Source organism: Arthrobacter sp. QXT-31 (genome assembly GCF_001969265.1).
Lineage (GTDB): Bacteria > Actinomycetota > Actinomycetes > Actinomycetales > Micrococcaceae > Arthrobacter.
Map to the genome: position 1 here is coordinate 2,124,271 of NZ_CP019304.1, position 25,670 is coordinate 2,149,940.

Annotated in this window: 23 protein-coding genes and 2 pseudogenes; 10 read left to right on the forward strand and 15 right to left on the reverse strand. The window is 65.1% G+C overall.

Features of this window, described 5'->3' with window-relative positions; all coding sequences use genetic code 11:
• Positions 1-20 precede the first annotated feature (20 nt).
• From BWQ92_RS09645 to BWQ92_RS09685, 9 genes are read left to right on the forward strand one after another with little or no spacing between them, the layout of a single operon-like run.
• Positions 21-818: an amino acid ABC transporter permease gene (locus BWQ92_RS09645; RefSeq protein ID WP_076799321.1), complete on the forward strand. Its 798-nt coding sequence runs from the start codon at positions 21-23 to the stop codon at positions 816-818.
• On the forward strand, positions 815-1,696 hold the full coding sequence (locus BWQ92_RS09650; protein ID WP_083706262.1) for an amino acid ABC transporter ATP-binding protein: 882 nt from the start codon (positions 815-817) through the stop codon (positions 1,694-1,696). The genes BWQ92_RS09645 and BWQ92_RS09650 overlap by 4 nt, the downstream gene beginning before the upstream one ends.
• 39 nt (positions 1,697-1,735) lie before the next feature.
• Positions 1,736-3,001, forward strand: coding sequence for an NAD(P)/FAD-dependent oxidoreductase (locus BWQ92_RS09655; protein ID WP_076799322.1), 1,266 nt, complete (start codon positions 1,736-1,738; stop codon positions 2,999-3,001).
• A 59-nt stretch (positions 3,002-3,060) separates the two neighbouring features.
• Positions 3,061-3,975 (forward strand): dihydrodipicolinate synthase family protein, encoded by a 915-nt coding sequence (locus BWQ92_RS09660; RefSeq protein WP_076799323.1) that lies wholly within the window; start codon positions 3,061-3,063, stop codon positions 3,973-3,975.
• On the forward strand, positions 3,972-5,063 hold the full coding sequence (locus tag BWQ92_RS09665) for a proline racemase family protein (protein WP_076799324.1): 1,092 nt from the start codon (positions 3,972-3,974) through the stop codon (positions 5,061-5,063). The genes BWQ92_RS09660 and BWQ92_RS09665 overlap by 4 nt, the downstream gene beginning before the upstream one ends.
• A 44-nt stretch (positions 5,064-5,107) precedes the next feature.
• Positions 5,108-6,595, forward strand: coding sequence for a gamma-aminobutyraldehyde dehydrogenase (locus BWQ92_RS09670; protein ID WP_076799325.1), 1,488 nt, complete (start codon positions 5,108-5,110; stop codon positions 6,593-6,595).
• A gap of 4 nt (positions 6,596-6,599) precedes the next feature.
• Entirely contained in the window at positions 6,600-7,373 is a 774-nt protein-coding gene (locus tag BWQ92_RS09675; RefSeq protein ID WP_076799326.1) for an SDR family NAD(P)-dependent oxidoreductase, read from the forward strand.
• Positions 7,370-8,119, forward strand: a complete 750-nt coding sequence (locus BWQ92_RS09680; protein ID WP_236783159.1) for an SDR family NAD(P)-dependent oxidoreductase — start codon at positions 7,370-7,372, stop codon at positions 8,117-8,119. Before BWQ92_RS09675 ends, BWQ92_RS09680 begins: the two co-directional genes overlap by 4 nt.
• 20 nt (positions 8,120-8,139) lie before the next feature.
• Complete coding sequence (locus BWQ92_RS09685) at positions 8,140-9,198, forward strand: proline racemase family protein (protein ID WP_216639980.1); 1,059 nt, start codon at positions 8,140-8,142, stop codon at positions 9,196-9,198.
• On the opposite strand, the gene BWQ92_RS09690 is transcribed toward BWQ92_RS09685, so the two are convergent.
• The 6 genes and pseudogenes from BWQ92_RS09690 to tkt all read right to left on the reverse strand — a co-directional run bounded on the left by BWQ92_RS09690 (position 9,187) and on the right by tkt (position 15,475).
• Complete coding sequence (locus BWQ92_RS09690; RefSeq protein ID WP_076799328.1) at positions 9,187-9,783, reverse strand: ribose-5-phosphate isomerase; 597 nt, start codon at positions 9,781-9,783, stop codon at positions 9,187-9,189. The two genes, BWQ92_RS09685 and BWQ92_RS09690, sit on opposite strands and share 12 nt — an antisense overlap.
• 46 nt (positions 9,784-9,829) lie before the next feature.
• Positions 9,830-10,848, reverse strand: a pseudogene (gene fbaA, locus BWQ92_RS09695) (class II fructose-bisphosphate aldolase).
• A gap of 1 nt (position 10,849) precedes the next feature.
• Positions 10,850-11,323, reverse strand: coding sequence for a ribose-5-phosphate isomerase (locus tag BWQ92_RS09700; protein ID WP_076799329.1), 474 nt, complete (start codon positions 11,321-11,323; stop codon positions 10,850-10,852).
• Positions 11,324-11,332: 9 nt separating this feature from the next.
• Positions 11,333-12,052, reverse strand: a complete 720-nt coding sequence (rpe, locus tag BWQ92_RS09705) for a ribulose-phosphate 3-epimerase (RefSeq protein ID WP_076799330.1) — start codon at positions 12,050-12,052, stop codon at positions 11,333-11,335.
• 122 nt (positions 12,053-12,174) lie between these two features.
• Positions 12,175-13,296, reverse strand: a complete 1,122-nt coding sequence (gene tal / locus BWQ92_RS09710; protein ID WP_076799331.1) for a transaldolase — start codon at positions 13,294-13,296, stop codon at positions 12,175-12,177.
• Between the two features lie 22 nt (positions 13,297-13,318).
• On the reverse strand, positions 13,319-15,475 hold the full coding sequence (gene tkt, locus BWQ92_RS09715) for a transketolase (RefSeq protein ID WP_442856754.1): 2,157 nt from the start codon (positions 15,473-15,475) through the stop codon (positions 13,319-13,321).
• 192 nt (positions 15,476-15,667) lie between these two features.
• Here tkt and BWQ92_RS09720 point away from each other — a divergent pair, with 192 nt between their 5' ends.
• Positions 15,668-16,936: a helix-turn-helix transcriptional regulator gene (locus tag BWQ92_RS09720; protein ID WP_076799332.1), complete on the forward strand. Its 1,269-nt coding sequence runs from the start codon at positions 15,668-15,670 to the stop codon at positions 16,934-16,936.
• Positions 16,937-17,116: 180 nt separating this feature from the next.
• Here BWQ92_RS09720 and BWQ92_RS09725 read toward each other — a convergent pair whose 3' ends face one another.
• The 9 genes and pseudogenes from BWQ92_RS09725 to BWQ92_RS24265 all read right to left on the reverse strand — a co-directional run bounded on the left by BWQ92_RS09725 (position 17,117) and on the right by BWQ92_RS24265 (position 25,522).
• Positions 17,117-17,776 (reverse strand): DUF5134 domain-containing protein, encoded by a 660-nt coding sequence (locus BWQ92_RS09725; RefSeq protein WP_076799333.1) that lies wholly within the window; start codon positions 17,774-17,776, stop codon positions 17,117-17,119.
• 198 nt (positions 17,777-17,974) lie between these two features.
• A complete protein-coding gene (locus tag BWQ92_RS24240; RefSeq protein WP_250637857.1) occupies positions 17,975-18,793 on the reverse strand; it encodes a copper amine oxidase in 819 nt (272 codons plus the stop codon).
• On the reverse strand, positions 18,790-19,194 hold the full coding sequence (locus BWQ92_RS24420) for a copper amine oxidase (protein ID WP_250637856.1): 405 nt from the start codon (positions 19,192-19,194) through the stop codon (positions 18,790-18,792). Before BWQ92_RS24420 ends, BWQ92_RS24240 begins: the two co-directional genes overlap by 4 nt.
• Before the next feature lie 56 nt (positions 19,195-19,250).
• On the reverse strand, positions 19,251-19,634 hold the full coding sequence (locus tag BWQ92_RS24245; RefSeq protein ID WP_236783160.1) for a hypothetical protein: 384 nt from the start codon (positions 19,632-19,634) through the stop codon (positions 19,251-19,253).
• On the reverse strand, positions 19,517-19,912 hold the full coding sequence (locus BWQ92_RS24250; protein ID WP_236783161.1) for a hypothetical protein: 396 nt from the start codon (positions 19,910-19,912) through the stop codon (positions 19,517-19,519). Before BWQ92_RS24250 ends, BWQ92_RS24245 begins: the two co-directional genes overlap by 118 nt.
• A gap of 421 nt (positions 19,913-20,333) precedes the next feature.
• A complete protein-coding gene (locus tag BWQ92_RS09735) occupies positions 20,334-21,515 on the reverse strand; it encodes a cation:proton antiporter (RefSeq protein WP_076799334.1) in 1,182 nt (393 codons plus the stop codon).
• 229 nt (positions 21,516-21,744) lie between these two features.
• Positions 21,745-23,169, reverse strand: a complete 1,425-nt coding sequence (locus tag BWQ92_RS09740; protein WP_236783162.1) for an APC family permease — start codon at positions 23,167-23,169, stop codon at positions 21,745-21,747.
• A gap of 319 nt (positions 23,170-23,488) precedes the next feature.
• Positions 23,489-24,990 (reverse strand): annotated as a pseudogene (locus BWQ92_RS24260) (primary-amine oxidase).
• Positions 24,974-25,522 (reverse strand): hypothetical protein, encoded by a 549-nt coding sequence (locus tag BWQ92_RS24265; protein WP_236783164.1) that lies wholly within the window; start codon positions 25,520-25,522, stop codon positions 24,974-24,976. The pseudogene BWQ92_RS24260 and the gene BWQ92_RS24265 overlap by 17 nt, the downstream one beginning before the upstream one ends.
• Positions 25,523-25,670 lie beyond the last annotated feature (148 nt).

Genomic DNA, 25,670 nt, shown 5'->3' on the forward strand with positions numbered 1-25,670 from the left:
GGGTAAGGAGCCAAGACATCATGAACTACAACTTCGACTGGGACGTGATTGCGCGGGCATTCCCTGCAATGATGCAGGGCCTCGGAATCACCGTCCAGATAACACTCATCACCATCGCCATCAGCATGGTCCTCGCGGTCCCCGTGGCCGTGGGGCGCATGTCCAAGATTGAGGTCATCCGTTGGGCCGCCCAGGCCTACATCGAGGTCTTCCGCTGCACGCCGCTGCTGGTCCAGCTGTTCTGGATCTTCTACGCCATGCCGGCGCTGACCGGGGTCACCCTTCCCGGCGAGGTCTCGGCGGTCATCGCACTGACGGCAAACCTCACTGCTTTCATGGCCGAGGCCTACCGCAGCGGATTCCAGTCGGTGCCCGTGGAACAGGTCGAGGCCGGACGGATGCTGCAGCTGAGCCGCTTCCAGCAGCTTCGCTACATCATCGTGCCGCAGGCCCTGCGCCAGCAGCTGCCGGTGATCCTGTCCCTGAACATCTCACTGTTCAAGGACACGGCGCTCGTCTCCACCATCGCCGTCGCGGACCTGATGTTCATCTCGAACACCATCTCCTCCCAGACGTACCGCTCGCTGGAAGTTTTCACCCTCGCGGCATTTGTCTACTTTGCGATCGCCTTCCCGGTGTCCCTGGCAACCAGCGCGCTGGAACGCCGGATGCAGAACAGCTCCGGCATGGGCGCCCCGCCGCCCCGGAAACTTCTGGCCCGCATGATGCCAGGCTCCCGGACGCAGGGCTCCGGAACAGCAGGCTCCGGTACCCCGGGCCCACGGACCACAGACCCGCGGACGGCGGTGCCGGCATGAGCCACTACGCACTCAGCCAACCAACAGAAGGCACGCAGCTTTCCAGCCGCCGGCAGAAGGACAATGATGGAAGCGAACAGAAGGGCACCCCGGTGACAACTCTGGAGCAGATCGCGGGCCGCGCCGGCAGCGGGCAGGCCCTGGTGGAGGCCCGCGGCCTCCAGAAGAGCTTCGGCGAACGGAAGATCCTCCGCAACGTCGACTTCCAGATGAACAAGGGCGACATCACCGTCATCATCGGCAAAAGCGGTTCCGGCAAGTCCACCCTGCTGCGCGCCCTCGCCGGTCTCACCGACCCCGATGAGGGACAGATCGTCGTGGACGGCCAGACCGTGTTCGCTGAGCAGCAGCGCACCAAGGAATGGGAAAACGTCCGTTCGGAAGTCGGCATGGTCTTCCAGACCTACACCCTGTGGCCGCACATGAACGTGCTGGACAACCTGGTCCTGGCACCGCGCAAGGTTCGCGGCGCCGGAGCCAAAGAATCGCGGGACCGCGCCGAGTCCGCTCTCGCCGAAGTGGGTATGGCACACCACATCCTCAGCAAGCCCACCCAGCTCTCCGGCGGTGAACGGCAGCGAGTCGCGATCGCCCGGGCCCTGATGATGAAGCCGAAGCTCCTGCTCTGCGACGAGATCACCTCCGCCCTTGATCCGCCCGTCGCGGCCGAGGTCCTGGACGTCCTGCGCCGCCTGAAGGAGGAAGACGGCATCGCGGTGGCCCTCGTAACCCATGACATGGCCTTCGCCTCCAAGGCCGCCGACCGAGTGGTGTTCTTCCACAACGGCGAGATCGCCGTCAACGCCACCCCGGAAGCAGCATTCGACAAATGCGACAACGAAGACCTCAAGAAGTTCGTGGATGCCGTCCGCTTCTAGCCCGACTGGGTTAAATAGCGGACCGAGAAAGGAAACACTGTGCACACCGTTGTAGTTGGCGGCGGCGTCATCGGCCTGACGCAGGCCTACCACCTCGCCCGGGAGGGCGAGACCGTTACCGTCATTGATGCCCGGGCCACGGGCCTGGGTGCTTCGAAGGTCAACGCAGGCTGGATCTGCCCAGCGGAATCAGCACCCGTGCCGGGGCCCGGCGTCGTACTCAAATCCATGAAGTGGATGCTCCGCCCGGACAGCCCGCTCTACATCCGCCCCTCCCTTGATCCTTCCTTTATACGGTTCATGCTCGGCATGTGGCGCAAGTCCAACGCCCGTGACCAGCGTGCAGGATTTGAGGGTCATCTCCGCCTCGCCGCCGACACCCTCCAGATCTTTGACGAGTACCGCGCCGACGGCATGGACTTCGAAATGCACACGGACGGACTGCTCATGGCGTTCATGGAGCAGGACAACTTCGACCACCACATCGACAACCTGGATCTGGCGTCGCAGTACGGACGCGAGCCGAAGGTGCTGGACCGGGACGCAGTGCATGAGCAGGAACCGCTGCTCACCGACGGCGTGCTTGGTGGGATCTATTTCCCGCAGGAGCGGCACGTCGATCCCGGAGCAATGGCCGCGGCACTGCACAAGCGGCTAGTGGCGATGGGTGTCCGGATCGTTGAGGATTCGCCGATCGATGCGGTTGAGCGCAATGGGGATCGGGTCACCGCAGTGCACAGTGGCGGAAACCGCCATACCGCTGACAACTTTGTCCTTGCTGCCGGTGCCTGGAGCGGCCACCTATCGAAGCAGTTTGGCGTGGCGCTCCCCGTGCGTCCAGGAAAAGGTTACAGCGTTGAGGTTCCTGCGCTGGGCCTGCGGAGCGCCGTGAATCTATGGGACGCCAAGGTCGCCGTGACCCCGTTCAACGAACGCCTCCGCCTCGCCGGCACCATGGAGTTCGGCGGATTGGACGAGAAGATCAACCAGGTCCGGGTGGATGCGATCCTGCGTGCGCCCGTGAAGTACTTCCGCAATTGGGAGCCCCCCGCCGCAAAGCCGACGCCGATGGCCGGCATGCGGCCAATGACACCAGATGGGCTCCCTGTCATAGGTCAACTCGGACACCTGCAAAACACGTATGTTTCCACCGGCCACGGCATGATGGGCATCACCCTCGCCCCAGGTACCGCTGCCGCCCTCACCGACCTGATCATCCGGGGCCGCACGGCACCCACCCTTCAGCCTTTCAGGGCCGACCGCTTCCGCGGCGTCCAACGCCAACAGCTGCTCACAGCCCGCTAAACCACTACCCACTTTTGGCCCGCAACCACGAGGCCTAAACACTTCCCGAAAGGAACACCATGTCACGCACCAAGAAGGACCTCCGCGGCATCCTCGCCGCCGTCACCACCCCGTTCACCGAGGACGGAACCGCCATCGACGAAGCCGCGCTGCAGCACCAGGTGGAACGCCTGGTTACTGCCGGGATCCACGGCATCGTCCCCACCGGAACCACCGGCGAATTCACCACCCTCTCCGCTGACGAGTACCGCCGCGTGATCGAGCTCTACGTCAAGGGCGCCGATGGCCGGATCCCCGTCATCGCCGGCATCGGCGCACTCTCCACCCAGGCCGCGATCGACCTCGCCCAGCACGCCGAAACCACCGGCGCCGACGCGATCATGCTCGTCCCGCCGTTCTACGACCCGCTGGACTTCACCACCCTGAAGGCCTTCCTGTCCGCCGTCGCCGGATCCATCACGCTGCCCATCGTGTACTACAACGTCCCGGGCGCCACCGGCATCCGCCTCACCGCCGCTGAGCTAGCCGAACTCGGCCAGATCGAGGGCGTGGACTACATCAAGAACACCTCCGACGACGCCGTTGGCCTGGCAGAACTGCTCGCCAACCACACGAACAGCATCAAGGCCTTCAACGGCTGGGACACCCTGACGTTCTTCGGCATCGCCTCCGGCGCCGAAGCCTCCGTCTGGGGCACCGCCGGCGTGGTCCCGGAACTCGCCGTCGAATTCTGGGAAGCCCTGGCCGAGCAGAAGGACCTGGACCGCGCCCGCGAACTCTGGAAGCACCTGTGGGCCATCAGCGACTTCCTCGAGTCCGTCAATTACGTCGCAGGCATCAAGGCCGGCCTGGAACTCATCGGCCAGCCGGTTGGCCCGCCGCGGCTGCCGATCCTGCCCCTGCCCGCCCAGGAGCGCGAACGGTTCGCCGCGATCCTGCAGAACGCCGGCGTCCTCCCGGCAGTAGCAGCATGAGCACCCGCTCCACCACCGACCGCCCCACGGGCCGTCTGGCCCTGGATGCCATCGAGGTGCACGCGGAGGGCGAACCCGGACGGATCCTGACCAACGCGGCCGGGCTCGTCAGGGGCGAGACGATGGTGGAGCGGCTGCAGTACTGCAAGGAACACCTGGACTGGCTGCGCCGGCTCATGCTCCATGAGCCGCGCGGCTACCCCGGCCTGTGCTCGGTGATCATCCTGCCCGCGGTGAACGAAGGCTCCGATTTCGGCATCGTGGTTCTGGAGCAGGGCGGCTTCACCCCCATGTCCGGGTCCAACACCATCTGCGCCGTCACCGCGGTCCTGGAAGCCGGCATCGTCCCCGTCCGCGGACCGGAAACTACGGTCACGATCGACACCGCGGTCGGGACCGTGCAGGCGGTCGCGAAGGTGCACGAGGGCAAAGTCATCTCGGTGACCGTCGTGAACGTCCCGGCGTTCGTCGTCGAACTCGACTTCCCGCTCCAGGTGCCCGAACTGGGCACGGTGCCGGTCGACGTCGTGTTCGGCGGCCAGTTCTTCGCCCAGGCCCGCGTGGCCGACGTCGGGCTGGAACTGCACCCGGACAACGGCAAGGAACTCGCCCGCGCCGGTGCGCTGATCAAGATGTCCGCGCTGGAACAGATCCAGGTAAGCCACCCGGACAACCCGCTCATCTCCGGGGTCAACCTGATCATGCTCCACACCGGCGACCGGGCGCCGGGGAGGCAGGACCGCAACACGGTGGTCCTGTCCAACGGCAAACTCGTCCCGTCCGACCCCTCCACTTGGACCGGGGCGCTGGACCGCTCCCCCTGCGGCACCGGCACGTCCGCCCGGATGGCCGCACTCCACGCCCGCGGCCAGCTCCGGATCGGCGAGGACTTCTCACACCACAGCATCATCGGCAGCGAATTCATCGGCCGCCTCACCGGCACGACGACGGTCGGCGGCCGCGAGGCCGTCCTCCCCATCGTCACGGGGCGGGGCTGGGTCGCCGGGCACAGCCAATGGATCCTGGACCCCACCGATCCCTTCCCCACCGGCTACACCGTGGGCGACATCTGGGCACCGGGTTCCTAAAAGCCGGGTTCTTAAATCTTCCAACCAACTGAAAGCAGGAGTTTGTGAGCCAGTTCATTAACGGCAAGCTCGTCGAGGGCACCACCGGGGAAACCGTGGACGTCATCGACCCGTCCAACGGAACCGTCATCGAAACGATCACGCTCGCCGGCAGCGACGACGTCAACCAGGGTGTGCAGGCCGCCCGGGACGCGTTCCCCGCCTGGTCCCGGGCCACCCCGGCCGAACGCTCCGCCTCGCTCACCAAGTTCGCGGCGCTCATGGAGGAACGCGCTGAAGAGTTCGCCCGGCTCGAGTCCCGCCAGGCCGGCAAGCCCATCCGCCTCACCCGCGAATTCGACGTCCCCGGCACCATCGACAACATCGCCTTCTTCGCCGGCGCCGCCCGCAACCTCGAAGGCAAAGCCACCGGCGAATACTCCGCCGACCATACCTCCTCCATCCGCCGCGAAGCGATCGGCGTGATCGGCTCCATCTCACCCTGGAACTATCCGCTGCAGATGGCCGCATGGAAGATCCTGCCCGCCATCGCCGCCGGCAACACCATCGTCCTCAAACCCGCCGAAATCACCCCGCTCACCACCCTCCTCTTCGCCCAGACCGCCACCGACGCCGGTGTTCCGGACGGTGTCATCAACGTCATCACCGGCCGCGGCTCCACCGTCGGCGCCGAACTCCTCCGCCACCCCGACGTGGACATGCTCTCCTTCACCGGCTCCACCACCGTGGGCCGCACCGTCCTGGACGCTGCCGCCACCACCGCCAAACGCGTCCACCTCGAACTCGGCGGCAAAGCACCCTTCGTCGTGTTCGACGACGCCGACCTCGACGCCGCGATCCACGGCGCCGTCGCCGGATCCCTGATCAACACCGGCCAGGACTGCACCGCCGCCACCCGCGCCATTGTCCACCGCTCCCTCTACGAAAAGTTCATCGAGGGTGTCGCCGGACTCTACTCAAGGGTCAAACTCGGCCCCACCGACGACCCCGCCACCGACCTGGGCCCCCTCGTCTCCCGCAGACACCAGGAAACCGTGGCCGGCATGGTGGACCGTGCCCGCGGCTACGCCCGCGTCATCGGCGGCGGCATCCCCGACAAAGAGCACGACGGCGACCTGGCCGACGGCTCCTACTACCGCCCCACTCTGGTTGCCGACGCCACCCCCGACAGTGAAATCTTCCGCGACGAGGTCTTCGGCCCCGTCCTGGCCGTCACGTCGTTCGACACCGACGACGAAGCCATCGACCTCGCCAACGACACCCCGTACGGCCTTGCCGCCTCGGCCTGGACCAAGGACGTCTACCGCGCCCTGCGCGCCACCCGCGAGATCCGCGCCGGCGCCGTCTGGGTCAACGACCACATCCCGATCATCAGCGAAATGCCCCACGGCGGCTTCAAGCAGTCCGGCTTCGGCAAGGACATGTCCACCTACTCCTTCGACGAATACACCGTGGTCAAACACGTCATGTTCGACCTCACCGGAGAGCAGGCCAAGCCCTGGCATCGCACTGTTTTCTCACTGGAGGGTTAAGAGAATGACGACGACGGGACTTACCGGCCGCTTTGACGGCAAGACAGCCCTGGTCACTGGAGCGGGCGGCGGCATCGGCTCGGCGATCGCCCGCCGCCTTGCCGCCGAAGGCGCGCACGTCTGCGTGGCGGATGCCAACGAGACAGCGGCCAAGGAAGTCGCTGATGCCTTGGCTCGCGAGGGCCTTTCGGCCGAGCCGCTGGTCTTCGACCTCCTGGACCCCGAGGCTTCAGAGGCCGCAGTCCAGCGGATCATTGATACACGCGGCAGGCTCGACGTCCTCGTCAACAACGCCGGCGTCAACCGGCGCGGGGACCTGCTCGCCCTGACGGAGGACGACTGGGACCTCTCCTTCGCCGTGAACGTCGACGCGCTGTTCCACCTCTGCCGGGCCGTGCTGCCGCACATGATCGAGGCGGGCGGCGGCGCCATCGTGAACACCGCCTCCCAGTGGGGCCTCTACCCGGCACCCGGACACATCGCCTACAACGTGTCCAAGGCCGCCGTCGTCGCTTTCACCAAGAACCTCGCCCGCGACTATGCGCCGAACAACATCCGGGTCAACGCCGTCGCGCCTGGCGAGGTGCACACGCCCATGCTCGAAGCCGGGCTCGCCCGCAGCGGCCGCACCGTGGCCGACCTCGACGCGCTCGTCCCGTTCGGGCGGATCGGCAAACCCGAGGAAATCGCCGCACTCGTGGCGTTCCTCGCCTCAGACGAAGCCCCCTACATCTGCGGCTCCGTTATCGAAATCACCGGCGCGCAGGCCGTCGCGTGAGCGCGGGCATGCTGGCCGGGAAAACGGTCCTGGTCACCGGCGCCTCGCGCGGCATCGGCCGGGCAACCGCCGAGGCACTGCACCGCGAAGGCGCCCACGTGGTGCTGCACTACGGCAACGACAAGGACTCCGCGCAGGCTACGGCGGACAGGCTCGGGGCGCGCGTGAAGCTGGTGCAGGGCGACCTGCGCAACCCCGACGAAAGACGCAGGGTCTGGACCGAGGCCGCAAACTGGCGCGGCGGCCTCGACGTCCTGGTCAACAACGCCGGTGCCTGGCTGCCGTCGGACATCAACGACGACGGCGCCTGGCAGCAGGGCTGGCAGGCCAACTACGAGCTGAACCTGATGGCCCCTTCCGACCTCTGCAAGGAAGCCATCCTCGGGTTCCGGGAGCGGGGCGGCGGGATCATCGTGAACGTCACCAGCCGCTCGGCGCACCGGGGTGACGACGCCGGACACCTCGCCTACGGCGCGGCGAAGGGCGGGCTGCTCGCCCTCACCAAGGGCATCGCCCGCGGCTACGGCAAGGACAACATCCTCGCCTACGCCGTCGCCCCGGGGTGGGTCGCGACCGACATCGCCGGGGACCTTGCCACGGACCCCTCCGTGCTCGCCGGGCTCCCCCTGGGGGAAGTCACCCCAGCCGAGGACGTCGCCGAGGTGATCGCCTTCCTGGCCTCCGGCCGCTCCCGGCACACCACCGGGGCAACCATCGACATCACCGGCGCCGACTACGTGCGGTAACCGGCGTGAGGTTCAGCCGCATGCTCAACGTCGTGGACGCACACGCCGAAGGTGAGTCCGGCAAGGTTGTGGTCGGCGGTGTCGGCCCGGTGCCAGGGCAGACGATGTTCGACAAGATGCTTCACTTCTCCGAACATCTCGACCATCTGCGCAAGCTGCTCCTCTGCGAGCCGCGCGGCGCCGTATGGCACAACGCGAACGTGGTCCTGCCGTCCAATAACCCTGAGGCCGACTTCGGCTACATCATCCTCGAATCCACGGAGTACCCGGCGATGTCCGGCTCGAACACCATGTGCGTGGCAACGGTGTTCCTGGAGACGGGGATGCTGCCGATGACGGAACCGGTCACCCGGCTGGTCCTGGAGTCCCCCGCCGGCCTGATCCGGATCGAGGCTGCATGTGCCAACGGCAAGGTGGAACGCGTAAAGCTGGTCAACCAGCCGGCCTTCGTTTACCACCAGGACGCCAAAATCGATGTGCCGGGACTCGGGAAGGTGGCCGTCGACGTCGCTTACGGGGGCATGACGTTCGCCTTCGTGGACGCCGGGTCCCTTGGCATTTCCCTGGACGTCAGCCAGGAAGCGGTGCTGTACGACCTCGGGCAGCGCATCAAGAAGGCCGCAGCCGAACAGCTTGGGGTCTCCCATCCCGCCGACCCTCGGATTCCCGGCATCACCAACACGTCATTCACGGGCCCTCTGATGCGTGAGGAAGGTCCGGACGGCGAAGAGATCGTCAGATCCCGCAACGCCGTGATCGTGTCGCCGGGCCGCCTGGACCGCTCACCCTGCGGAACAGGAACGTCCGCCAGGCTGGCACTGCTGCATGCCCGGGGCGAACTCGTGCCGGGACAGCTGTTCCGGCACGAGTCCCTGATCGGCAGCCAGTTCGACGCCAGGATCGAGAACACCACAGCCGTGGGCCCTTACAGCGCGGTGGTTCCCAGCATCTCCGGGCGCGCCTGGATCACGTCATTCAACCAGCTCGTCCTCGACCCTTCGGACCCGTTCCAGGAGGGCTTTGTGGTGGGCAAACCCTGGGAACCGGAGGGGTCCCGCCACCGGGTATCAGCCAGCTAGAACGCGCTCTGCCGTTCCCACGTTCCGGTCCATGCGTGCCAGTGCGTCGCTCCGGCTGATATCGCATGCCAGCGGAGTGGCGCAGGTTTCGTAGTCCGCGATCTGTGCAATGCGGCGCTTGTGCCGGGAGTCCTGCGTGAAGGGCTCCTGCAGGAACAGGAGCGCCAGGTTGCGGCATTCCTCCACGGTGTGTTCGCGGGCGCCAATGGCTATGACGTTCGCGTCGTTGTGCTGCCGCGCCAGCCGTGCAGTTGACTCGTTCCAGACCAGGGCGGCGCGAATGCCCCGGACTTTGTTCGCCGCGATCTGTTCGCCGTTGCCGGAGCCGCCAATGACAATGCCGAGGGCTGGCCGGTTGTGGCTGAGGTCGCGGGCGACGCCCTCGGCTGCGCTGATGCAGAATCCCGGGTAGTCATCCTGGGCGTCGTACTCCAGCGGCCCGTGGTCCACCACGTCAAACCTCAGGCTGGCCAGTTCGTGCTGCAACGAACGGCTCAGTTCGAGGCCTGCGTGATCGGTACCGATGTGGACCCGGTAGGTCGTCCCGGCTCCGCGTTCAATGGTTGATGATGGTTCCTTGGTCATGTGATCGCCTTCAAACTGTTCTCGTAAAATTTAGAAGCTGTGGCCTTTAGAAGCTCTGGCCGGCGGAGCCGAGCTGCTGGGTGGCTTCGACGATGCGGGCGGCGAGGCCGGCTTCGGCGGAGGCGCCCCAGACGCGGGGGTCGTAGGTCTTCTTGTTGCCTACCTCGCCGTCGACCTTGAGGACGCCGTCGTAGTTGCGGAACATGTGGTCCGCCACCGGACGGGTGTACGCGTACTGGGTGTCCGTGTCGATGTTCATCTTGATGGTGCCGTAGGACACGGCGTCCGCGATCTCCTGGTCCGAGGATCCCGACCCGCCGTGGAAGACGAGGTCGAACGGGTTCTCCTTGCCGATCTTGGCGCCGACCTGGGCCTGGATGTCCTTCAGGATCTCCGGACGCAGCTTCACCCCGCCCGGCTTGTACACACCGTGCACGTTCCCGAAGGTCAGGGCCGTGATGTAGCGGCCGTTTCTCCCCGCACCCAGCGCGTCGACGGTGGCCAGGGCGTCTTCCACCGTGGTGTAGAGCTTTCGTTGATCTCGTGCTCAACGCCGTCTTCCTCGCCGCCGACGGTGCCGATCTCCACCTCGAGGATGATCTTGGTTGCGGCGGTGCGGTCCAGCAGTTCACGGGCGATGCGCAGGTTCTCCTGCAGCGTCTCGGCGGAGCCGTCCCACATGTGCGAGTTGAAAAGCGGGTTGCGGCCGGCCTTGACCTCGGCCTCGGAGGCGGCCAGCAGCGGCAGCACGAACCCGTCCAGCTTGTCCTTCGGGCAGTGGTCGGTGTGCAGGGCGATGTTCACGTTGTAGTTCTTGGCCACCTCGCGGGCGAAGGCTGCGAAGCCCAGCGAACCGGCCACCATGTCCTTCGTGGACGCACCGGACCAGTACGCGGCGCCGCCGGTGGAAACCTGCACGATCCCGTCCGACTCGGCCTCAGCGAACCCGCGCAGGGCAGCGTTCAGGGTCTGGGAAGACGTGACGTTGACCGCCGGGAACGCGAAGCCGCCCTTCTTGGCACGGTCGATCATGTCGGCATAGATCTCTGGGGTTGCAATGGGCATGTTACTCGACCACCTCGCCGCTGGTTTCGAAGGTGGCGATCTTGCCGATGCGGCGTTCGTGGCGCACTTCCTTGGTGAACGGTTCGGCCAGGAAGGCCTCGATCAGCTCGGTGGCTTCCTCAACGGTGTGCTGGCGCCCGCCCACGGCGACCACGTTGGCGTTGTTGTGCTGGCGGGCCAGTTTGGCCGTGTCCAGGTTCCATGCCAGCGCTGCCCGCACGCCCTTGACCTTGTTCGCGGCGATCTGCTCGCCGTTGCCCGAGCCGCCCAGCACAATGCCCAGGGCGTCCACGCCGGCAGCCTGGTCGGCCACGACGGCGGAGGCGGCGTTGATGCAGAATGACGGGTAGTCGTCCTCGGCGTCGTAGACGGCGGGACCATGGTCCACCATCTCGTAGCCGCTGGCTGACAGCGCGGTGATGAGGTGGGAGCTGAGCCCCATGCCGGCGTGGTCGGTTGCGATGTGAACGCGCATGAGTGGTCCTTAGGCTTGTTGGAATACGACGTCGTTGGCGCGCTGTCCTGCCGGGGCGAAGGCGAGCTGGCCGTTGGCGCGGAGGGATTCGATGGCGTCGGCCGGTGACGGCTTGCCGTACACGGACGATCCGGCGACGAAGACGTTGGCGCCGGCCTCAGCGGCGCGGACGATGGTTTCCTCGGTGATGCCGCCGTCGACCTGGATGGCGACGTTCACGCCGGAGCCGTCAACGGCGGCCCGGGCGCGGCGGATCTTGGGCAGGGTGACGTCCAGGAATGCCTGGCCGCCGAAGCCGGGTTCGACGGTCATGATCAGCAGCATGTCCAGTTCCGGGAGCATGTCCAGGTAGGGCTCCACGGGGGTGGCGGGGCGCAGTGCCATGCCGGCCTTGGACCCGCGGGCGCGGAGTTCGCGGGCCAGTTTGATGGGGGCGTCGGACGCCTCGACGTGGAAAGTCACGGAGGCCAGGCCGGCGTCGGCGAACTGCGGTGCCCAGCGGTCCACATTGGAAATCATCAGGTGGGCGTCCAGAGGCACAGGGCTGACCTTCTGGATCCGTTCCACCACGGGCAGGCCAATGGTCAGGTTGGGCACGAAGTGGTTGTCCATGACATCCACGTGCACGGCGTCGGCGTTGCTGATGCGGGCCAGCTCGGCTTCGAGGTTTGCGAAGTCCGCGGAGAGGATGCTGGGGTTGATGCAGCAATTCAGGGGTGAGGTGGACATGATGTCTGCCTTTCGGTGGTCAGGCTGTCAGTGAGCAGGGTGACGAGGGCGTGGGGACCCATCGGGTCCCCACGCCCTCGAAACGGATGGCGGTCAGCCGGCGGCTGGGATGCCTGCGGTGGCTAGGAAGCCTTCCGGGCAGCGGCGAGGGCGCCTTCGACGTCGGCCAGGAGTTCCTTCCAGCTGGCCACGAACTTTTCCAGGCCCTCGGACTCGAGCAGCGCAACGACGTTGTTGTAGGACACGCCGAGGTGTTCAAGGGCCGTGAGGACGGTGTTCGCTTCGGAGTACGTGCCGGTCAAGGTGTCGCCGGTCACCACGCCGTGGTCGAAGGTGGCGTCCAGGGTCTTCTCCGGCATGGTGTTCACGACGCCGGCGGCCACGAGCTCGGTGACGTAGAGGGTGTCCGGGTAGGCCGGGTCCTTCACGCCGGTGGAGGCCCAGAGCGGGCGCTGGGGGCGGGCGCCGGCTTCGGCAAGGACTGCCCAGCGGTCCGTGGAGAACAGCTTTTCGTAGACCTGGTAGGCCAGACGGGCGTTGGCGACGCCGGCCTTGCCCTTGAGTGCCTTGGCCGCGGGGGTGCCGATCACGTCGAGGCGCTTGTCGATTTCGGTGTCCACGCGGGAGACGAAGAACGAGGCGACGGAGTGGATCTTGGACAGGTCGTGGCCGTTTTCCTTGGCCTGCTCCAGACCGGACTGGAAGGCGTTGATGACAGCCCGGTAGCGGTCGAGGGAGAAGATCAGGGTCACGTTGACGCTGATGCCCTCGGCCAGCACCGCCGTAATGGCGTCCAGGCCCTCAAGGGTGGCCGGGATCTTGATCAGGACGTTGTCCTTGTCGACCTTCTTGAAGAGGTTCTTGGCTTCGGCGATGGTGCCTTCGGTGTCCCAGGCCAGGCGGGGGTCGACCTCGATGGAGACGCGGCCGTCGACGCCGTTGGTGGCGGCGGCGATCGGGGCGAAGAGGTCGCACGCGTCGGCGACATCCGTCGTCGTGATTTCGAAGATCGTCTCCTCCACGCCGGCGCCCTGCGCGGCAAGTTCGGCGATCTTGGCGTCGTAGTCCGTGCCGGAGGTGATCGCGGCCTGGAAGATGGACGGGTTGGTGGTTACGCCGACCACGTTCTTCTGGTCGATGAGCTTCTGCAGGCTGCCGCTGGCGAGCCGCTCGCGGGATAGGTCATCGAGCCAGATGGACAGGCCTGCCTCGGAAAGCTGTGCGGTGGGTGTTGCGTTGGTCATGGCTTGTTTCTTCCTTCGAAAATTAGTTGGCCGCGGCGGCGAGGGAGTCCTTGGCGGCGGCGGTAACTGCCTCTGCCGTGATGCCGAACTCCTGGAACAGGCGCTTGTAGTCGGCCGAGGCGCCGAAGTGCTCGAGGCTGATGGAGCGGCCGGCGTCGCCGACGAACTCCTTCCAGCCAAGCGCGAGGCCGGCTTCAACGGAGACGCGGGCCTTGATGGCTGCCGGCAGGACAGCCTCGCGGTACTCAGCGTCCTGCTTGTTGAACCACTCGACACACGGCATGGAAACCACGCGGGCCGCGATGCCTTCGGCCTGCAGTGCCTCGCGGGCCTGGACGGCGAGTGCGACCTCGGAACCGGTGCCGATCAGGATGACCTGCGGGTCAACGGTCTTGCCGTCCCTGGCTGCCTCGGCCAGGACGTAACCGCCCTTGGCGACGCCGGCGGTCGACGCGAAAGTGTCGCCCTCGGCGGCGCCCGTACCGCGGGCGAAGACGGGAACGTTCTGGCGGGTCAGGACGATGCCAGCCGGGTTCTCGGTGTTCTCCAGGATGGTCTTCCAGGCGATTCCGACCTCGTTGGCGTCGGCCGGACGGACCACGTCCAGGCCCGGGATCGCACGCAGGGTGGCGAGCTGTTCCACCGGCTGGTGGGTGGGGCCGTCCTCGCCGAGGCCGATGGAGTCGTGCGACCACACATAGATGGACGGGACACCCATCAGTGCGCCGAGGCGGATGGCCGGCTTCTGGTAGTCGCTGAAGATCAGGAACGTGCCGGAGAACGCGCGGGTCTTGCCGTGCAGGCTGATGCCGTTCACGATCGACGCGGCAGCGTGCTCACGGATACCGAAGTGCAGGACCCGGCCGTACGGGTTGCCCTTCCAGGCTTCCGTGGAGCGGGAGGCCGGAATGAACGACGGCGAGCCCTCGATCGTGGTGTTGTTCGACTCGGCGAGGTCGCAAGAGCCGCCCCAGAGTTCCGGCATGACCGGGCCGATGGCGTTCAGGACCTTGCCGGAGGCGGCGCGGGTGGAAACGTCCTTGCCTGCCTCGAAGGCCGGCAGGACGGCTTCGAGTCCGGCCGGGAGTTCGCGGGCTTCGACGCGCTCGAGCAGGGCCGCAGCCTCCGGGTTGGCCGACTGCCAGGCCGCGAACGACTCTTCCCACTCGGAACGTGCAGCCGCGCCACGGTCCACTACCTGGCGCGCGTGGGCCAGGATTTCCTGGTCAACCTCGAAGGACTTGGCGGGGTCGAAGCCCAGCACTTCCTTCAGAGCTGCGACCTCGTCAGCACCGAGGGCGGAGCCGTGGATCTTGCCGGTGTTCTGCTTCTTGGGGGCCGGGTAGCCGATGATGGTCCGCAGCGAGATGATGGACGGCTTGGAGGTCTCAGCCTTGGCAGCCAGGAGCGCGGAGTAGAGCGCCTGGATGTCTTCGACGTAGTCGCCGGTCTTGGTCCAGTCAACGCGCTGGGTATGCCAGCCGTAGGACTCGTAGCGCTTCAGGACGTCTTCGGTGAAGGCGATGTCTGTGTCGTCCTCGATGGAGATGTGGTTCTCGTCGTAGATGACCACGAGGTTGCCCAGTTCCTGGTGCCCGGCGAGGGAGGAAGCCTCGGAGGTCACGCCTTCCTGGATATCACCGTCGGAGGCGATGACCCAGATGGTGTGGTCGAACGGGCTCTCGCCGGCGGGAGCATCGGCGTCGAACAGGCCGCGCTGGCGGCGCTGGGAGTAGGCGAAGCCGACCGAGGAGGCCAGGCCCTGGCCCAGCGGGCCGGTGGTGATTTCAACACCGGCGGTGTGCTTGTATTCCGGGTGGCCCGGGGTCAGCGAACCCCAGGTGCGCAGTGCTTCCAGGTCCTTCAGTTCCAGGCCATAGCCGGAGAGGAACAGCTGGACGTACAGGGTCAGCGATGAGTGGCCCGGGGACAGGATGAACCGGTCACGGCCGATCCAGTCGGCGTCGCGCGGATCATGCCGCATCAGCTTCTGGAACAGCAGGTACGCAGCCGGAGCCAGGCTCATCGCCGTGCCGGGGTGACCGTTGCCGACCTTCTCCACGGCGTCCGCGGCCAGAACCCGGGCGGTATCCACCGCACGCTGGTCCTCGGCCGTCCAGTCGAGTGTTGAATCAATGGTGCTCTCAGCGATACGTGTCGCGGTTGCAGTCGGATTCACGGTATATCTCCTTTGATACGGTCATCGGCCAATAGCGGCCGGTCTCTGGTTGCTACCCATAATTCCGAAACAAATGGGTAGGGGTAACACTGTTTTCTGACGGTTTTTGGCTATACTTTCGGGTGGGCGGATGTTTCGCCCGGTGGCTGTGCGATGAAGCGCAGCCGCTCACCAGTCCAGAAGGAATTCACTATGTCCCTTTCAGACCTGCCGTGGCCTCTTCTGCAATCCGTGGCAGCATTGGCTGATGCCCCCCTCGCCCAGATCGCGGAACGCCTGCGCGACGCGGCGCTGCCGCATCTGGGATGCAGCGCGCTGGTCATCTTCACCGAAGACTGCACGGGCCGCCCGCAGAAGAAGGCAGGCCAGGAAGACATCATCTCCAAGGTGTCCATCGCGGAGCTCGACGAGCTTCGCGCCGGCCTTTCGGATGAGACGCCGTGGTTCGGCGAAGCCGTGCTCGCTGGCCGGCCCCGGCCCGCACTGGCCATGAAACACGGCCCCAGCCAGGCCATCCTGGTCCTCACCGATCCCCGCCCGGAAGATCCACTGGACAACCCCGGGCTGGAACTGCTGACGTACCTGTGGGGCATTACGGCCCGCCGGATCCAGGAAAAGGTGGCCGATGCGTCGCCGTCGTACCTGGCGGAATCGCGGGCGGCCTCGGCTGAACGCGTGCGCGTGACGGCAGAACTGACTGACCTGCACTCCACCACGTTGGAGACCCTGCTGGCGGCCCTGCGCTCGTCCTCCCTGGCGGACGGCGCCGCCCGCGCGACGGTCACCGACCTCACGGCCAAGGCGCTGGTGGGGCTCCGCACCCTCAGCGACCGCACCACGGACCTTGTGGAAGAGCCCGTGGCTAAAGCCTTTGAACGGCTGCGGGAGGACCTGCGGCCGCTCACCAGCTTCAGCGGAACTGAGGTCCAGTTCATCGAACCGCCGCTGAACGGACGGGCCCTTCCCGGCGAAGTTGCCCACGCGGCGCGCGCTGTGGTCCGCGGGTTGGTGCTGGCCATGATGGAACAGCCCGAGGTCAGCAGGATCCGGACGCATTGGGACTGCGACGGCGAGAACCTGCTGATCAACGTGCGTGACGACGGCGGCGGCGCCCTCACCACCCAGGACTCGAGCATCAGCCGCCTCGACCGCCGGGTCCAGGCGCTCAACGGACACCTGCGGATGGACGTCATGCCGGGCTGGGGTGCCGACATCTTCGTTTCGCTCCCGCTGGACCTGCCAGCCCGCCCGGCCGGGGATGCCGCGGGATGGAACCTCGCTGCCCGGGAACTTGAAGTGCTGCAACATCTCGCCGCCGGGCACCGCAACCGCACCATCGCGTCCACCATGGGCATCAGCGAGAACACGGTCAAGTTCCACGTTCGGAACCTCTTCAGAAAGCTCGACGTCGGTTCACGCACCGAGGCGATTGCGCTGGCGCACAGCCACGGATTCCGGTGATCGGATAAGAAGTCCGATCCCCCGGCTGAAGTGCCCGGCTCCGTAAAGGAGGCCGGGCACTTCTGCGTTTGGCGCCGTTGCCGCTGGCCGGTCAGTGCGTTGTGCATGGTGGAACTCTTTCACGTGCTGCTGCTGGAAGTTGGGCCGGAAACGACCCTTTTGGGTAGGTGGTGTGGGGGGTTAGGTGGTCATGGTGGCGAACATGAGGGCCATGGTGGTGGCGCCGAGGGCTTCGAGGGCGTGTTCGGTGCGGGTGGGGTGTTTGCGGCCGTGGTGGGTGGTTGTGGTGGTGCGGTGGCGGAGGATGAGGATGAGGAAGGTGGTTGCGGCGGCGGCGAAGACGAGGGTGAGGGCGATGGCGGGGGTGTTGCCCAGGGCTGCGGTGGTTGTGGTGTCGGCTGTGTAGGCGCTGCCGTGGTGGGCGGTGGGGGTGCCCGCCGCGGTGGTCGTGGTCCCGGTCCCGGTTGCGGTTGCGGCTGCCGTGGGGGTGTGGGTGGTCATGAGGGTGATCATGGTGGCGGCGGCGGCCATGGTGAGGCTGTGGTAGGCGCATTTGAGTCTGCCTTGGTTGCCGGCGCAGAGGAGTTTGAATTCGGGGCGGGCGACGGCCTGGAGGGTGAACCAGAGCGCGGCGCCAGCGAGGATGGCGATTTGGGCGAGCAGGGTGGAGGGGCCGAGGTTCCAGAGCATGGCGGTCATGAGGGTGTTCATGAGGGCGTGGAGGGTGTTGTTGACCCGGTCGGTGAGGTGGCGGGCGCGGACTGCCTGGGCGAGGTGGTAGCTTCCGGCGATGAGCAGGACGGCTGTGAGGGTCCAGGTGAGTGCGGGGATATGGAACACGTTCGATCACGCCCTACTGTCTGGGTGGGTCCGGGTGGGGTTCGGTCCCCGGTGCGGATGCCGTCAGCACCGGGGACCGAAGACTGGGGAAAGTTTTGGGGGTGGATACAGGTGGTCCCCGGGTGCTGCCGTGGGGCAGCGCCCGGGGACCGTCTGTGTGGTGGTTAGTGCTGTGTTGCTGGTTTTTGGTGCTGGTGGTTAGTGGTTGTTGCCGGTGGAGCAGTGGCCGCCGTTGGTGGTGCGGGTTTCGGTGGGGAGGTTGAGGGTGGGGTTTTGGTTGAAGAAGCCGTGGGGTTCGAGCATGAAGCCGATGTTCTGGCGGGGCATGACGGGCCAGTCTTCGAGGCGGACGACGTGGTGCATGCCGAAGGTGTACCAGACCACGAGGTCCTGATCGACGATGTTGCGGTCTTTCTGGGTCCAGATGTGCAGGCCGTCCTCGGCGCCGGTGGCCTGGTTGGGGTACTCGCCGGCGGCGAAGCGTTCGGTCCGGTCGTAGGCGGTGACCCAGAGGTTGTTCCGGGCGAACTGGGCGCGTTGGGAGACGTAGGACTCGTCTCCGGCGGCGAGCTGGATCCCGTTGGTGGGGATCAGGCGGTAGGCGACGGGTTCGTTGACGATGTTCTTGGAGTCGTGGTTGACGATCTTCCAGAACCGGTGCTTGGCCTCGTCGGTTTTGCGGATCGCGGCCTTCTCGGTTTCCAGGAGCCGGTCCACGGCCATGAACGCGGTGTGGGTGGGGTTGTGTTCGGGGTAGGCCATGTCCACTTCGTAGACGGCGTTGTTGGGCCCGTCGACTTCGAAGTCCATGCGGACGTTGAACATGTGCTGGTGGATCGGGGCGTAGAGGCCGTCGTTGTTCAGGGACTGGCCGTACGGGCTCTTCTCCCCGGGCTGCTGGCCGGCGGTGGAGAGGATGCCGGTGGCCTTGACCAGGAACTCGATGGACCCGTCCAGGAACAGGTGCCAGTAGAAGGCGTATTCGTAGTTCGCGACCGTGGCGATGAAGGAGATCACGAGCTTGCGGTTGCGGCGGGTCTCGGCGGTCCTTCACGGAAGTCGAAGTGCTTCCACAGGATCGAGTCGTCTTCTTCGTGCATGCAGATCGCGTTCTCGATCGTCCACGGGTTGCCCAGGGAATCGACGGAGTGACCGTCGAAGTACTTGATCTCGCCCAGGCAGTCACAGCCCAGGGTCAGGGAGTTGGCCATGTTGCCGATGTTGTACTCACCGGAATCGAACGCGTTCTTCTTCGCCTGCACCGGGGCGGTGTCACCGTACGGGACCACCATTTCCGAGAGGGAGGCGCGGTTGATGACCGGGCGGTCCACGTCCTGGTCACGGAATTTCAGCTGGTGCAGCACCAGGCCTTCACGGGGGGTGAAACCGACCCGGAAGGACCAGTCGGCCCAGCGCACGTGGTTGCCGGTGACCTGGAAGGAGGCGCCCTCGGGCTGGGTGATCTCGATCGGCTTCAGGTCCGTGCGGGCCGGGCCGACGTACTTGGGCAGGTAGTTGCCCCGGGCGGAGGGACGGGGATCTTCTGGTCGTCCTCGAGCTTGACGACCTCCCCGGCGTTCAGGTCATAGAAAACAATGAAGTTCTCGATCGGGTGCGCGTACGGGCTGTCATCGGCCTCGTCCCGGACGAAGACCAGGGCACGCATCAGGCGCCGGCCCTCGTTGTCCTCACCGAAATACCCCACGCTCCACGGCTCGAAGCAGACCAGGTCCAGGTCCGTCAGGCCCCGCTTGGCCAGGGCGGCGATAACGTTCGGGTCCTTCCGGCACGCTTCCTCGCACTCGGCGAACTCATCAAGCATGAACGGCGGCTGGACATTCTCGCCAGCTGCTTCCACGCATCCACCGTGCCCGTCTCCAGGTTCACGACCGCCTCGTACGACCGCGCGACCGCCCGGTCCACCAGCACCGCGTCCGCCTCACGGACCACCTGCACACCATTGCGCAGATCAGCCTTGGACGGCTCACGCAGCTCAACACTGATAAAACGGAACGACTCCGCCGCAGCAGGACCAGCCTTCAAAATCCCCACCGCACGCGAAATCTCCTCCCGCGACAACGGATCCAACGGATGCGCCACCCCAACAACAGTCGAAGATTCAATATCAAGAGTCATGCTTATCTCCTAGATAGAACTAAATGAGGATGCCCGAGGTACGAAAAGACCGCGCACACCCGGTACGGGCGGTGGTGGTGTTTCCGTGGGGGCCACAAGGCCGAAAGGTCCCTGGATTCTCGGTGCCGGCGTCGCTGCCGGAACTGTTCGTCTCCGGTGCAGGCCACCCGGCGTGATGCCGGTCACCTGCGTTCCTTTCACAAGCAAAACTACGTGAGGGAATTCGTTTACGCGAGGGATCCATAAACATTTACGTGAGAAATTCGGAGGCACAAATTCCCGCCCCAGTTAACATGCTGGAAACATTCGGGAACACGTCGGCGGCTGCTCTGGACTGGCCGGTTAAACAGTTCGGTCCCCGGTGCCGCCGTGGGGCAGCACCGGGGACCGAGTGGCTAAGCCGGGTCCTTGCGGGGACGGGTCATGCTTTCGTAACGGCCTCCTCTGGGCGCAGCAGGATTTCCGCCAATGGTTCGACGTAGCGTGCAGCCAGCGGGCCCACAACGGCCATGACGAGCACGTAGGCCGTAGCCACGGCCGCGAGTTCCTGGCTAACGGCACCGGAAGCGAGTGCCAGCCCGGCGATGACGATCGAGAATTCCCCGCGGGCTATCAGCGCCGTTCCGGCCCTAAGGCGGCCAGGCCTGGCAATACCCGCTTGCTTCGCCGCCCAGACGCCGGTGGCCATCTTGCTGGCTGCGGTGATCAGGGCGAGCACGAGAGCCCAGCCAAGCACGGGCGGAATGGACGCAGGATCGGTGTTCAGTCCGAACGCCACGAAGAAGATCGCGGCAAAAAGGTCCCGCAGTGGCGTCAGGACCAGCTTGGCATTGTGCGATGTGCCGCCGGAGATTGCGATGCCGAGCAAAAAGGCGCCCACTGCCGCGGACACCTGCATGGCTGATGCCATGCCGGCCACCAGCAGGGCCGCGCCCAGGACCTTTAGGAGGAACACCTCTGAATTTTCGCTGTGAACGGCCTTGGAGACATGGTGTCCGTGACGCAGTGCAACCACGAGGACAACGCTTACTACAGCCAGCGCGATGCCCAATGTTGTGAGCCCGGCGAGGAAACTGACACCGGAAATAACCGTGGTGAGGACGGGAAGATACACGGCCATGGTCAGGTCCTCGAACACCAGGATGGAGATCACCACACGGGTTTCGCGGTTGCCCAGCCAGCCCAGGTCACTGATCACCTTCGCCGCGATCCCCGACGAGGAAATATATGTGACGCCGCCCATCACCATGGCACCCACGGCTCCCCATCCAAGGAAAAGGGCGAGTCCCGCCCCGGGCAGGAAGTTCAGGACCAGGTCGAGGATGCCGCCCTGCCACGATCTCCGCAGCCCGGTGAAGAGCTCGGACGCCGTGTATTCCAGGCCAAGCATCAGCAAGAGCAGGATGACACCGATCTCCCCGGCGAGGTGCGCGAACTCCTTCATGCCTTCAAGCTCGATGATCCCGCCCGTGCCAAAGGCGAGCCCGCCCAAAAGGTAGAGCGGGATAGGTGACACCCCGATTTGTCCGGCAAGTTTGGCCAGGAGGCCGAGGCAGAACACAACGGCGCCCAGTTCAATGAGGCTCAGGGCTAGCGTGTCCATGGCGCCTACCCCCGCTGCAGGATTATCGCCACCGGGGAGACTCCGCACCACTTGCCTGCGGGCTTGGCGCCAAGGGCAACTGACAGAATGCTGTAAGCGATAGGCATGATGGCTTCCTCTCTGAAGCACGAAGAACTTTTTGCTTAAGTGGGTTCGGTCCCCGGCGCGACTGTCGAGTCGCGCCGGGGACCGCGTCTTTAGGGCTGCTCCTTCTCCAGCTCCGTACAGGTCACGGAGTCGGATCCAGAACCTTTTCGGGATCCGGGGCATCGTAGTCCGGAACGTGGGCGGCGGCTGCCTTGCTGCTCGCGCGGCGGGACTCATGCTGGGAGTACAGCCAGATGGGCAGGTAAAGCGCCAATACGAGGAAGCCGACCCAGGTTGAGGTCCAGCCGATCTCCAGGCTGTTCAGGTAGACCACGCCGACCACGCACAGCGGCACGTTGAACAGGCCGAAGGTCAGGGCTACATGCTTCCAGCCCTTGGGTGCCTTGAACGGCCGTTCCAGGTTGGCGAAGGCCGGGTGCTTCCTGGCTTTGACGTAGGCAAACAGGCTGATGCCGTTGGCCAGGGTGTAACCAATGGCGGAGGCTGCAAGGATTGCGGCGGCGTTTCCCATGGAAATCAGCACCAGGTTGAAGGCGCCAATGATCAGCATGGCAATAAAGGGAGTTCCCTGGCGGTTTGTTTTGCCGATGAACTTGGGAAGGTTTCCTTCGGTCGACATGGAGTGCATGGCCCGGGAAGAACCCAGGTATGCCGTTTGGATGATCAGGATCATGGCGGCGACCAGCATGATGATCGTGATGATTGAGCCGGCCTCGCCGAAGGTAGCCTGGGCGACCGGAATTAGGGGCGACACCGCTTCGGCCTGTACACCCTCAACACCGAGTACGCCGATGACTGCCGTTTGCAGCAGCACATACAGGACCAGGCAGATGAGGCCGCAGGCAAGCAGGGCCTTGGGGACGTCCTTCGCGGGGTTCTTGTATTCGGGGCCGTAGATTGCCGCCGTTTCCCAGGCACAGGCGCTCCACTGGGCGATCGCAAAGATGCCAAAGAGCATCAGGACATGATGCAGGTCCCAAGCCCAGTCAGTTGGCCACCAGTTGCCGGTGATGTTGGCCATTTCAACGTGTCCGGTAGCAAAAGGTGCTACCGCCAGGACGACCAGGGGTACCAGGGAGATGGCTGCCAGGATGTAACCGAGGATGGCGCCATCTTTGAGGCCGAACCAGTTCACCACAAACAGCCCGCCGAAAATCACGACGCCTGCAATCAGTGCGAGCTGGTATTCGGTAAAGGTCTGCCCCAGTGCCGGGAACAGCCCGTGCAGGTAACCGCCGACCAGGATGGCGAAGATCGCCAGAATCGGGTTCCAGCCAAACCAGTAGCTCCAGGCAGTGAAGCCGCCGATCAGTTTGCCCTTGTCGTACTTGCCCTTGTAGTTCTCGCTGCGAAATACAAGCTGCGCAAAGCCTGGCAGACCGGAGGCCTTGGGAAAGGTGGTGGCCATTTCTGCGTACGCAGCATTCTGCAGGAAGCCCTGAATGACCGATATCCCCCAGATGAGGATTGCCGCGGCAGAGACGTACATCGGCAGGTAGCCCAAAGATGGCAGAATCAGCAGCGGCACACCCAGTGCGATGGCCATACCTTGCTTCCAGTTGATCGATCTTTTCAGATTATCAACGCCATCCGAACGATTTTCACTCATAACATCTCCTTTGATGAACTGATCGTCTTGTGCCTACGCTGCATCGATCCCCCGTTGGCCTGCGGTGGGTATTGGGGACGGACCCGCGGACGCAAATATCCGAGAACGTAGGTGACTCCGGGAGGATCCCGGGCATGCAGAGGACGTGAAGCGGCCTCAGCGGCGAGATCGCGGGAGCGTCGCGGACGAATGAACGGTTGAGCTCCCGCGATCTCGCTTTCGTTTTACTGTTGGGGCTTGGTACTTGCCCGGATTGTCACTTTCCGGTGGAGCAGTGGCCGCCGTTGGTGGTGCGGGTTTCGGTGGGGAGGTTGAGGGTGGGGTTTTGGTTGAAGAAGCCGTGGGGTTCGAGCATGAAGCCGATGTTCTGGCGGGGCATGACGGGCCAGTCTTCGAGGCGGACGACGTGGTGCATGCCGAAGGTGTACCAGACCACGAGGTCCTGATCGACGATGTTGCGGTCTTTCTGGGTCCAGATGTGCAGGCCGTCCTCGGCGCCGGTGGCCTGGTTGGGGTATTCGCCGGCGGCGAAGCGTTCGGTCCGGTCGTAGGCGGTGACCCAGAGGTTGTTCCGGGCGAACTGGGCGCGTTGGGAGACGTAGGATTCGTCTCCGGCGGCGAGCTGGATCCCGTTGGTGGGGATCAGGCGGTAGGCGACGGTTCGTTGACGATGTTTTTGGAGTCGTGGTTGACGATCTTCCAGAACCGGTGCTTGGCCTCGTCGGTTTTGCGGATCGCGGCCTTCTCGGTTTCCAGGAGCCGGTCCACGGCCATGAACGCGGTGTGGGTGGGGTTGTGTTCGGGGTAGGCCATGTCCACTTCGTAGACGGCGTTGTTGGGCCCGTCGAGTTCGAAGTCCATGCGGACGTTGAACATGTGCTGGTGGATCGGGGCGTAGAGGCCGTCGTTGTTCAGGGACTGGCCGTACGGGCTCTTCTCCCCGGGCTGCTGGCCGGCGGTGGAGAGGATGCCGGTGGCCTTGACCAGGAACTCGATGGACCCGTCCAGGAACAGGTGCCAGTAGAAGGCGTATTCGTAGTTCGCGACCGTGGCGATGAAGGAGATCACGAGCTTGCGGTTGCGGCGGGTCTCGGCGGTGCCTTCGCGGAAGTCGAAGTGCTTCCACAGGATCGAGTCGTCTTCTTCGTGCATGCAGATCGCGTTCTCGATCGTCCACGGGTTGCCCAGGGAATCGACGGAGTGACCGTCGAAGTACTTGATCTCGCCCAGGCAGTCACAGCCCAGGGTCAGGGAGTTGGCCATGTTGCCGATGTTGTACTCACCGGAATCGAACGCGTTCTTCTTCGCCTGCACCGGGGCGGTGTCACCGTACGGGACCACCATTTCCGAGAGGGAGGCGCGGTTGATGACCGGGCGGTCCACGTCCTGGTCACGGAATTTCAGCTGGTGCAGCACCAGGCCTTCACGGGGGGTGAAACCGACCCGGAAGGACCAGTCGGCCCAGCGCACGTGGTTGCCGGTGACCTGGAAGGAGGCGCCCTCGGGCTGGGTGATCTCGATCGGCTTCAGGTCCGTGCGGGCCGGGCCGACGTACTTGGGCAGGTAGTTGCCCCGGGCGGAGGGGACGGGGATCTTCTGGTCGTCCTCGAGCTTGACGACCTCCCCGGCGTTCAGGTCATAGAAAACAATGAAGTTCTCGATCGGGTGCGCGTACGGGCTGTCATCGGCCTCGTCCCGGACGAAGACCAGGGCACGCATCAGGCGCCGGCCCTCGTTGTCCTCACCGAAATACCCCACGCTCCACGGCTCGAAGCAGACCAGGTCCAGGTCCGTCAGGCCCCGCTTGGCCAGCGGCGATAACGTTCGGGTCCTTCCGGCACGCCTCCTCGCACTCGGCGAACTCATCAAGCATGAACGGCGGCTGGACATTCTCGGCCAGCTGCTTCCACGCATCCACCGTGCCCGTCTCCAGGTTCACGACCGCCTCGTACGACCGCGCGACCGCCCGGTCCACCAGCACCGCGTCCGCCTCACGGACCACCTGCACACCATTGCGCAGATCAGCCTTGGACGGCTCACGCAGCTCAACACTGATAAAACGGAACGACTCCGCCGCAGCAGGACCAGCCTTCAAAATCCCCACCGCACGCGAAATCTCCTCCCGCGACAACGGATCCAACGGATGCGCCACCCCAACAACAGTCGAAGATTCAATATCAAGAGTCATGCTTATCTCCTTGGATAGATCCTGATTCAGGATGAAAATGCCTACCGGCTGGAAGCGGAAGCGCTCCCGGTACGGGCCTCGAAGCAGCCGAGGGGTGGTCATGGTGGTTGTTGACCTACACGCCTGGCCTGGAACTCGTGCCCGGCCCGGTGGCTGGTGTGGCCGTGGGGCTAAAAGACACAATCGGTGGATTCTGGGAACTGTTCGTCTTTGTCAGAACTGTCCATCACCGTTGCAAGTGAACGTCCTC

What these genes read in the sequence shown, in the direction of transcription:
- BWQ92_RS09735 (WP_076799334.1), bottom strand. Translation starts at nt 21,515, where the DNA reads ATGGACACGCTAGCCCTGAGCCTCATTGAACTGGGCGCCGTTGTGTTC.
- BWQ92_RS09665 (WP_076799324.1), top strand. Translation starts at nt 3,972, where the DNA reads ATGAGCACCCGCTCCACCACCGACCGCCCCACGGGCCGTCTGGCCCTG.
- BWQ92_RS09650 (WP_083706262.1), top strand. Translation starts at nt 815, where the DNA reads ATGAGCCACTACGCACTCAGCCAACCAACAGAAGGCACGCAGCTTTCC.
- BWQ92_RS09660 (WP_076799323.1), top strand. Translation starts at nt 3,061, where the DNA reads ATGTCACGCACCAAGAAGGACCTCCGCGGCATCCTCGCCGCCGTCACC.
- rpe (WP_076799330.1), bottom strand. Translation starts at nt 12,052, where the DNA reads ATGTCCACCTCACCCCTGAATTGCTGCATCAACCCCAGCATCCTCTCC.
- BWQ92_RS09700 (WP_076799329.1), bottom strand. Translation starts at nt 11,323, where the DNA reads ATGCGCGTTCACATCGCAACCGACCACGCCGGCATGGGGCTCAGCTCC.
- BWQ92_RS09740 (WP_236783162.1), bottom strand. Translation starts at nt 23,169, where the DNA reads ATGGCCATCGCACTGGGTGTGCCGCTGCTGATTCTGCCATCTTTGGGC.
- tal (WP_076799331.1), bottom strand. Translation starts at nt 13,296, where the DNA reads ATGACCAACGCAACACCCACCGCACAGCTTTCCGAGGCAGGCCTGTCC.
- BWQ92_RS09690 (WP_076799328.1), bottom strand. Translation starts at nt 9,783, where the DNA reads ATGACCAAGGAACCATCATCAACCATTGAACGCGGAGCCGGGACGACC.
- BWQ92_RS09720 (WP_076799332.1), top strand. Translation starts at nt 15,668, where the DNA reads ATGTCCCTTTCAGACCTGCCGTGGCCTCTTCTGCAATCCGTGGCAGCA.
- BWQ92_RS09675 (WP_076799326.1), top strand. Translation starts at nt 6,600, where the DNA reads ATGACGACGACGGGACTTACCGGCCGCTTTGACGGCAAGACAGCCCTG.
- BWQ92_RS24250 (WP_236783161.1), bottom strand. Translation starts at nt 19,912, where the DNA reads ATGACTCTTGATATTGAATCTTCGACTGTTGTTGGGGTGGCGCATCCG.
- BWQ92_RS09645 (WP_076799321.1), top strand. Translation starts at nt 21, where the DNA reads ATGAACTACAACTTCGACTGGGACGTGATTGCGCGGGCATTCCCTGCA.
- BWQ92_RS09685 (WP_216639980.1), top strand. Translation starts at nt 8,140, where the DNA reads ATGCTCAACGTCGTGGACGCACACGCCGAAGGTGAGTCCGGCAAGGTT.
- BWQ92_RS24265 (WP_236783164.1), bottom strand. Translation starts at nt 25,522, where the DNA reads ATGACCACCCCTCGGCTGCTTCGAGGCCCGTACCGGGAGCGCTTCCGC.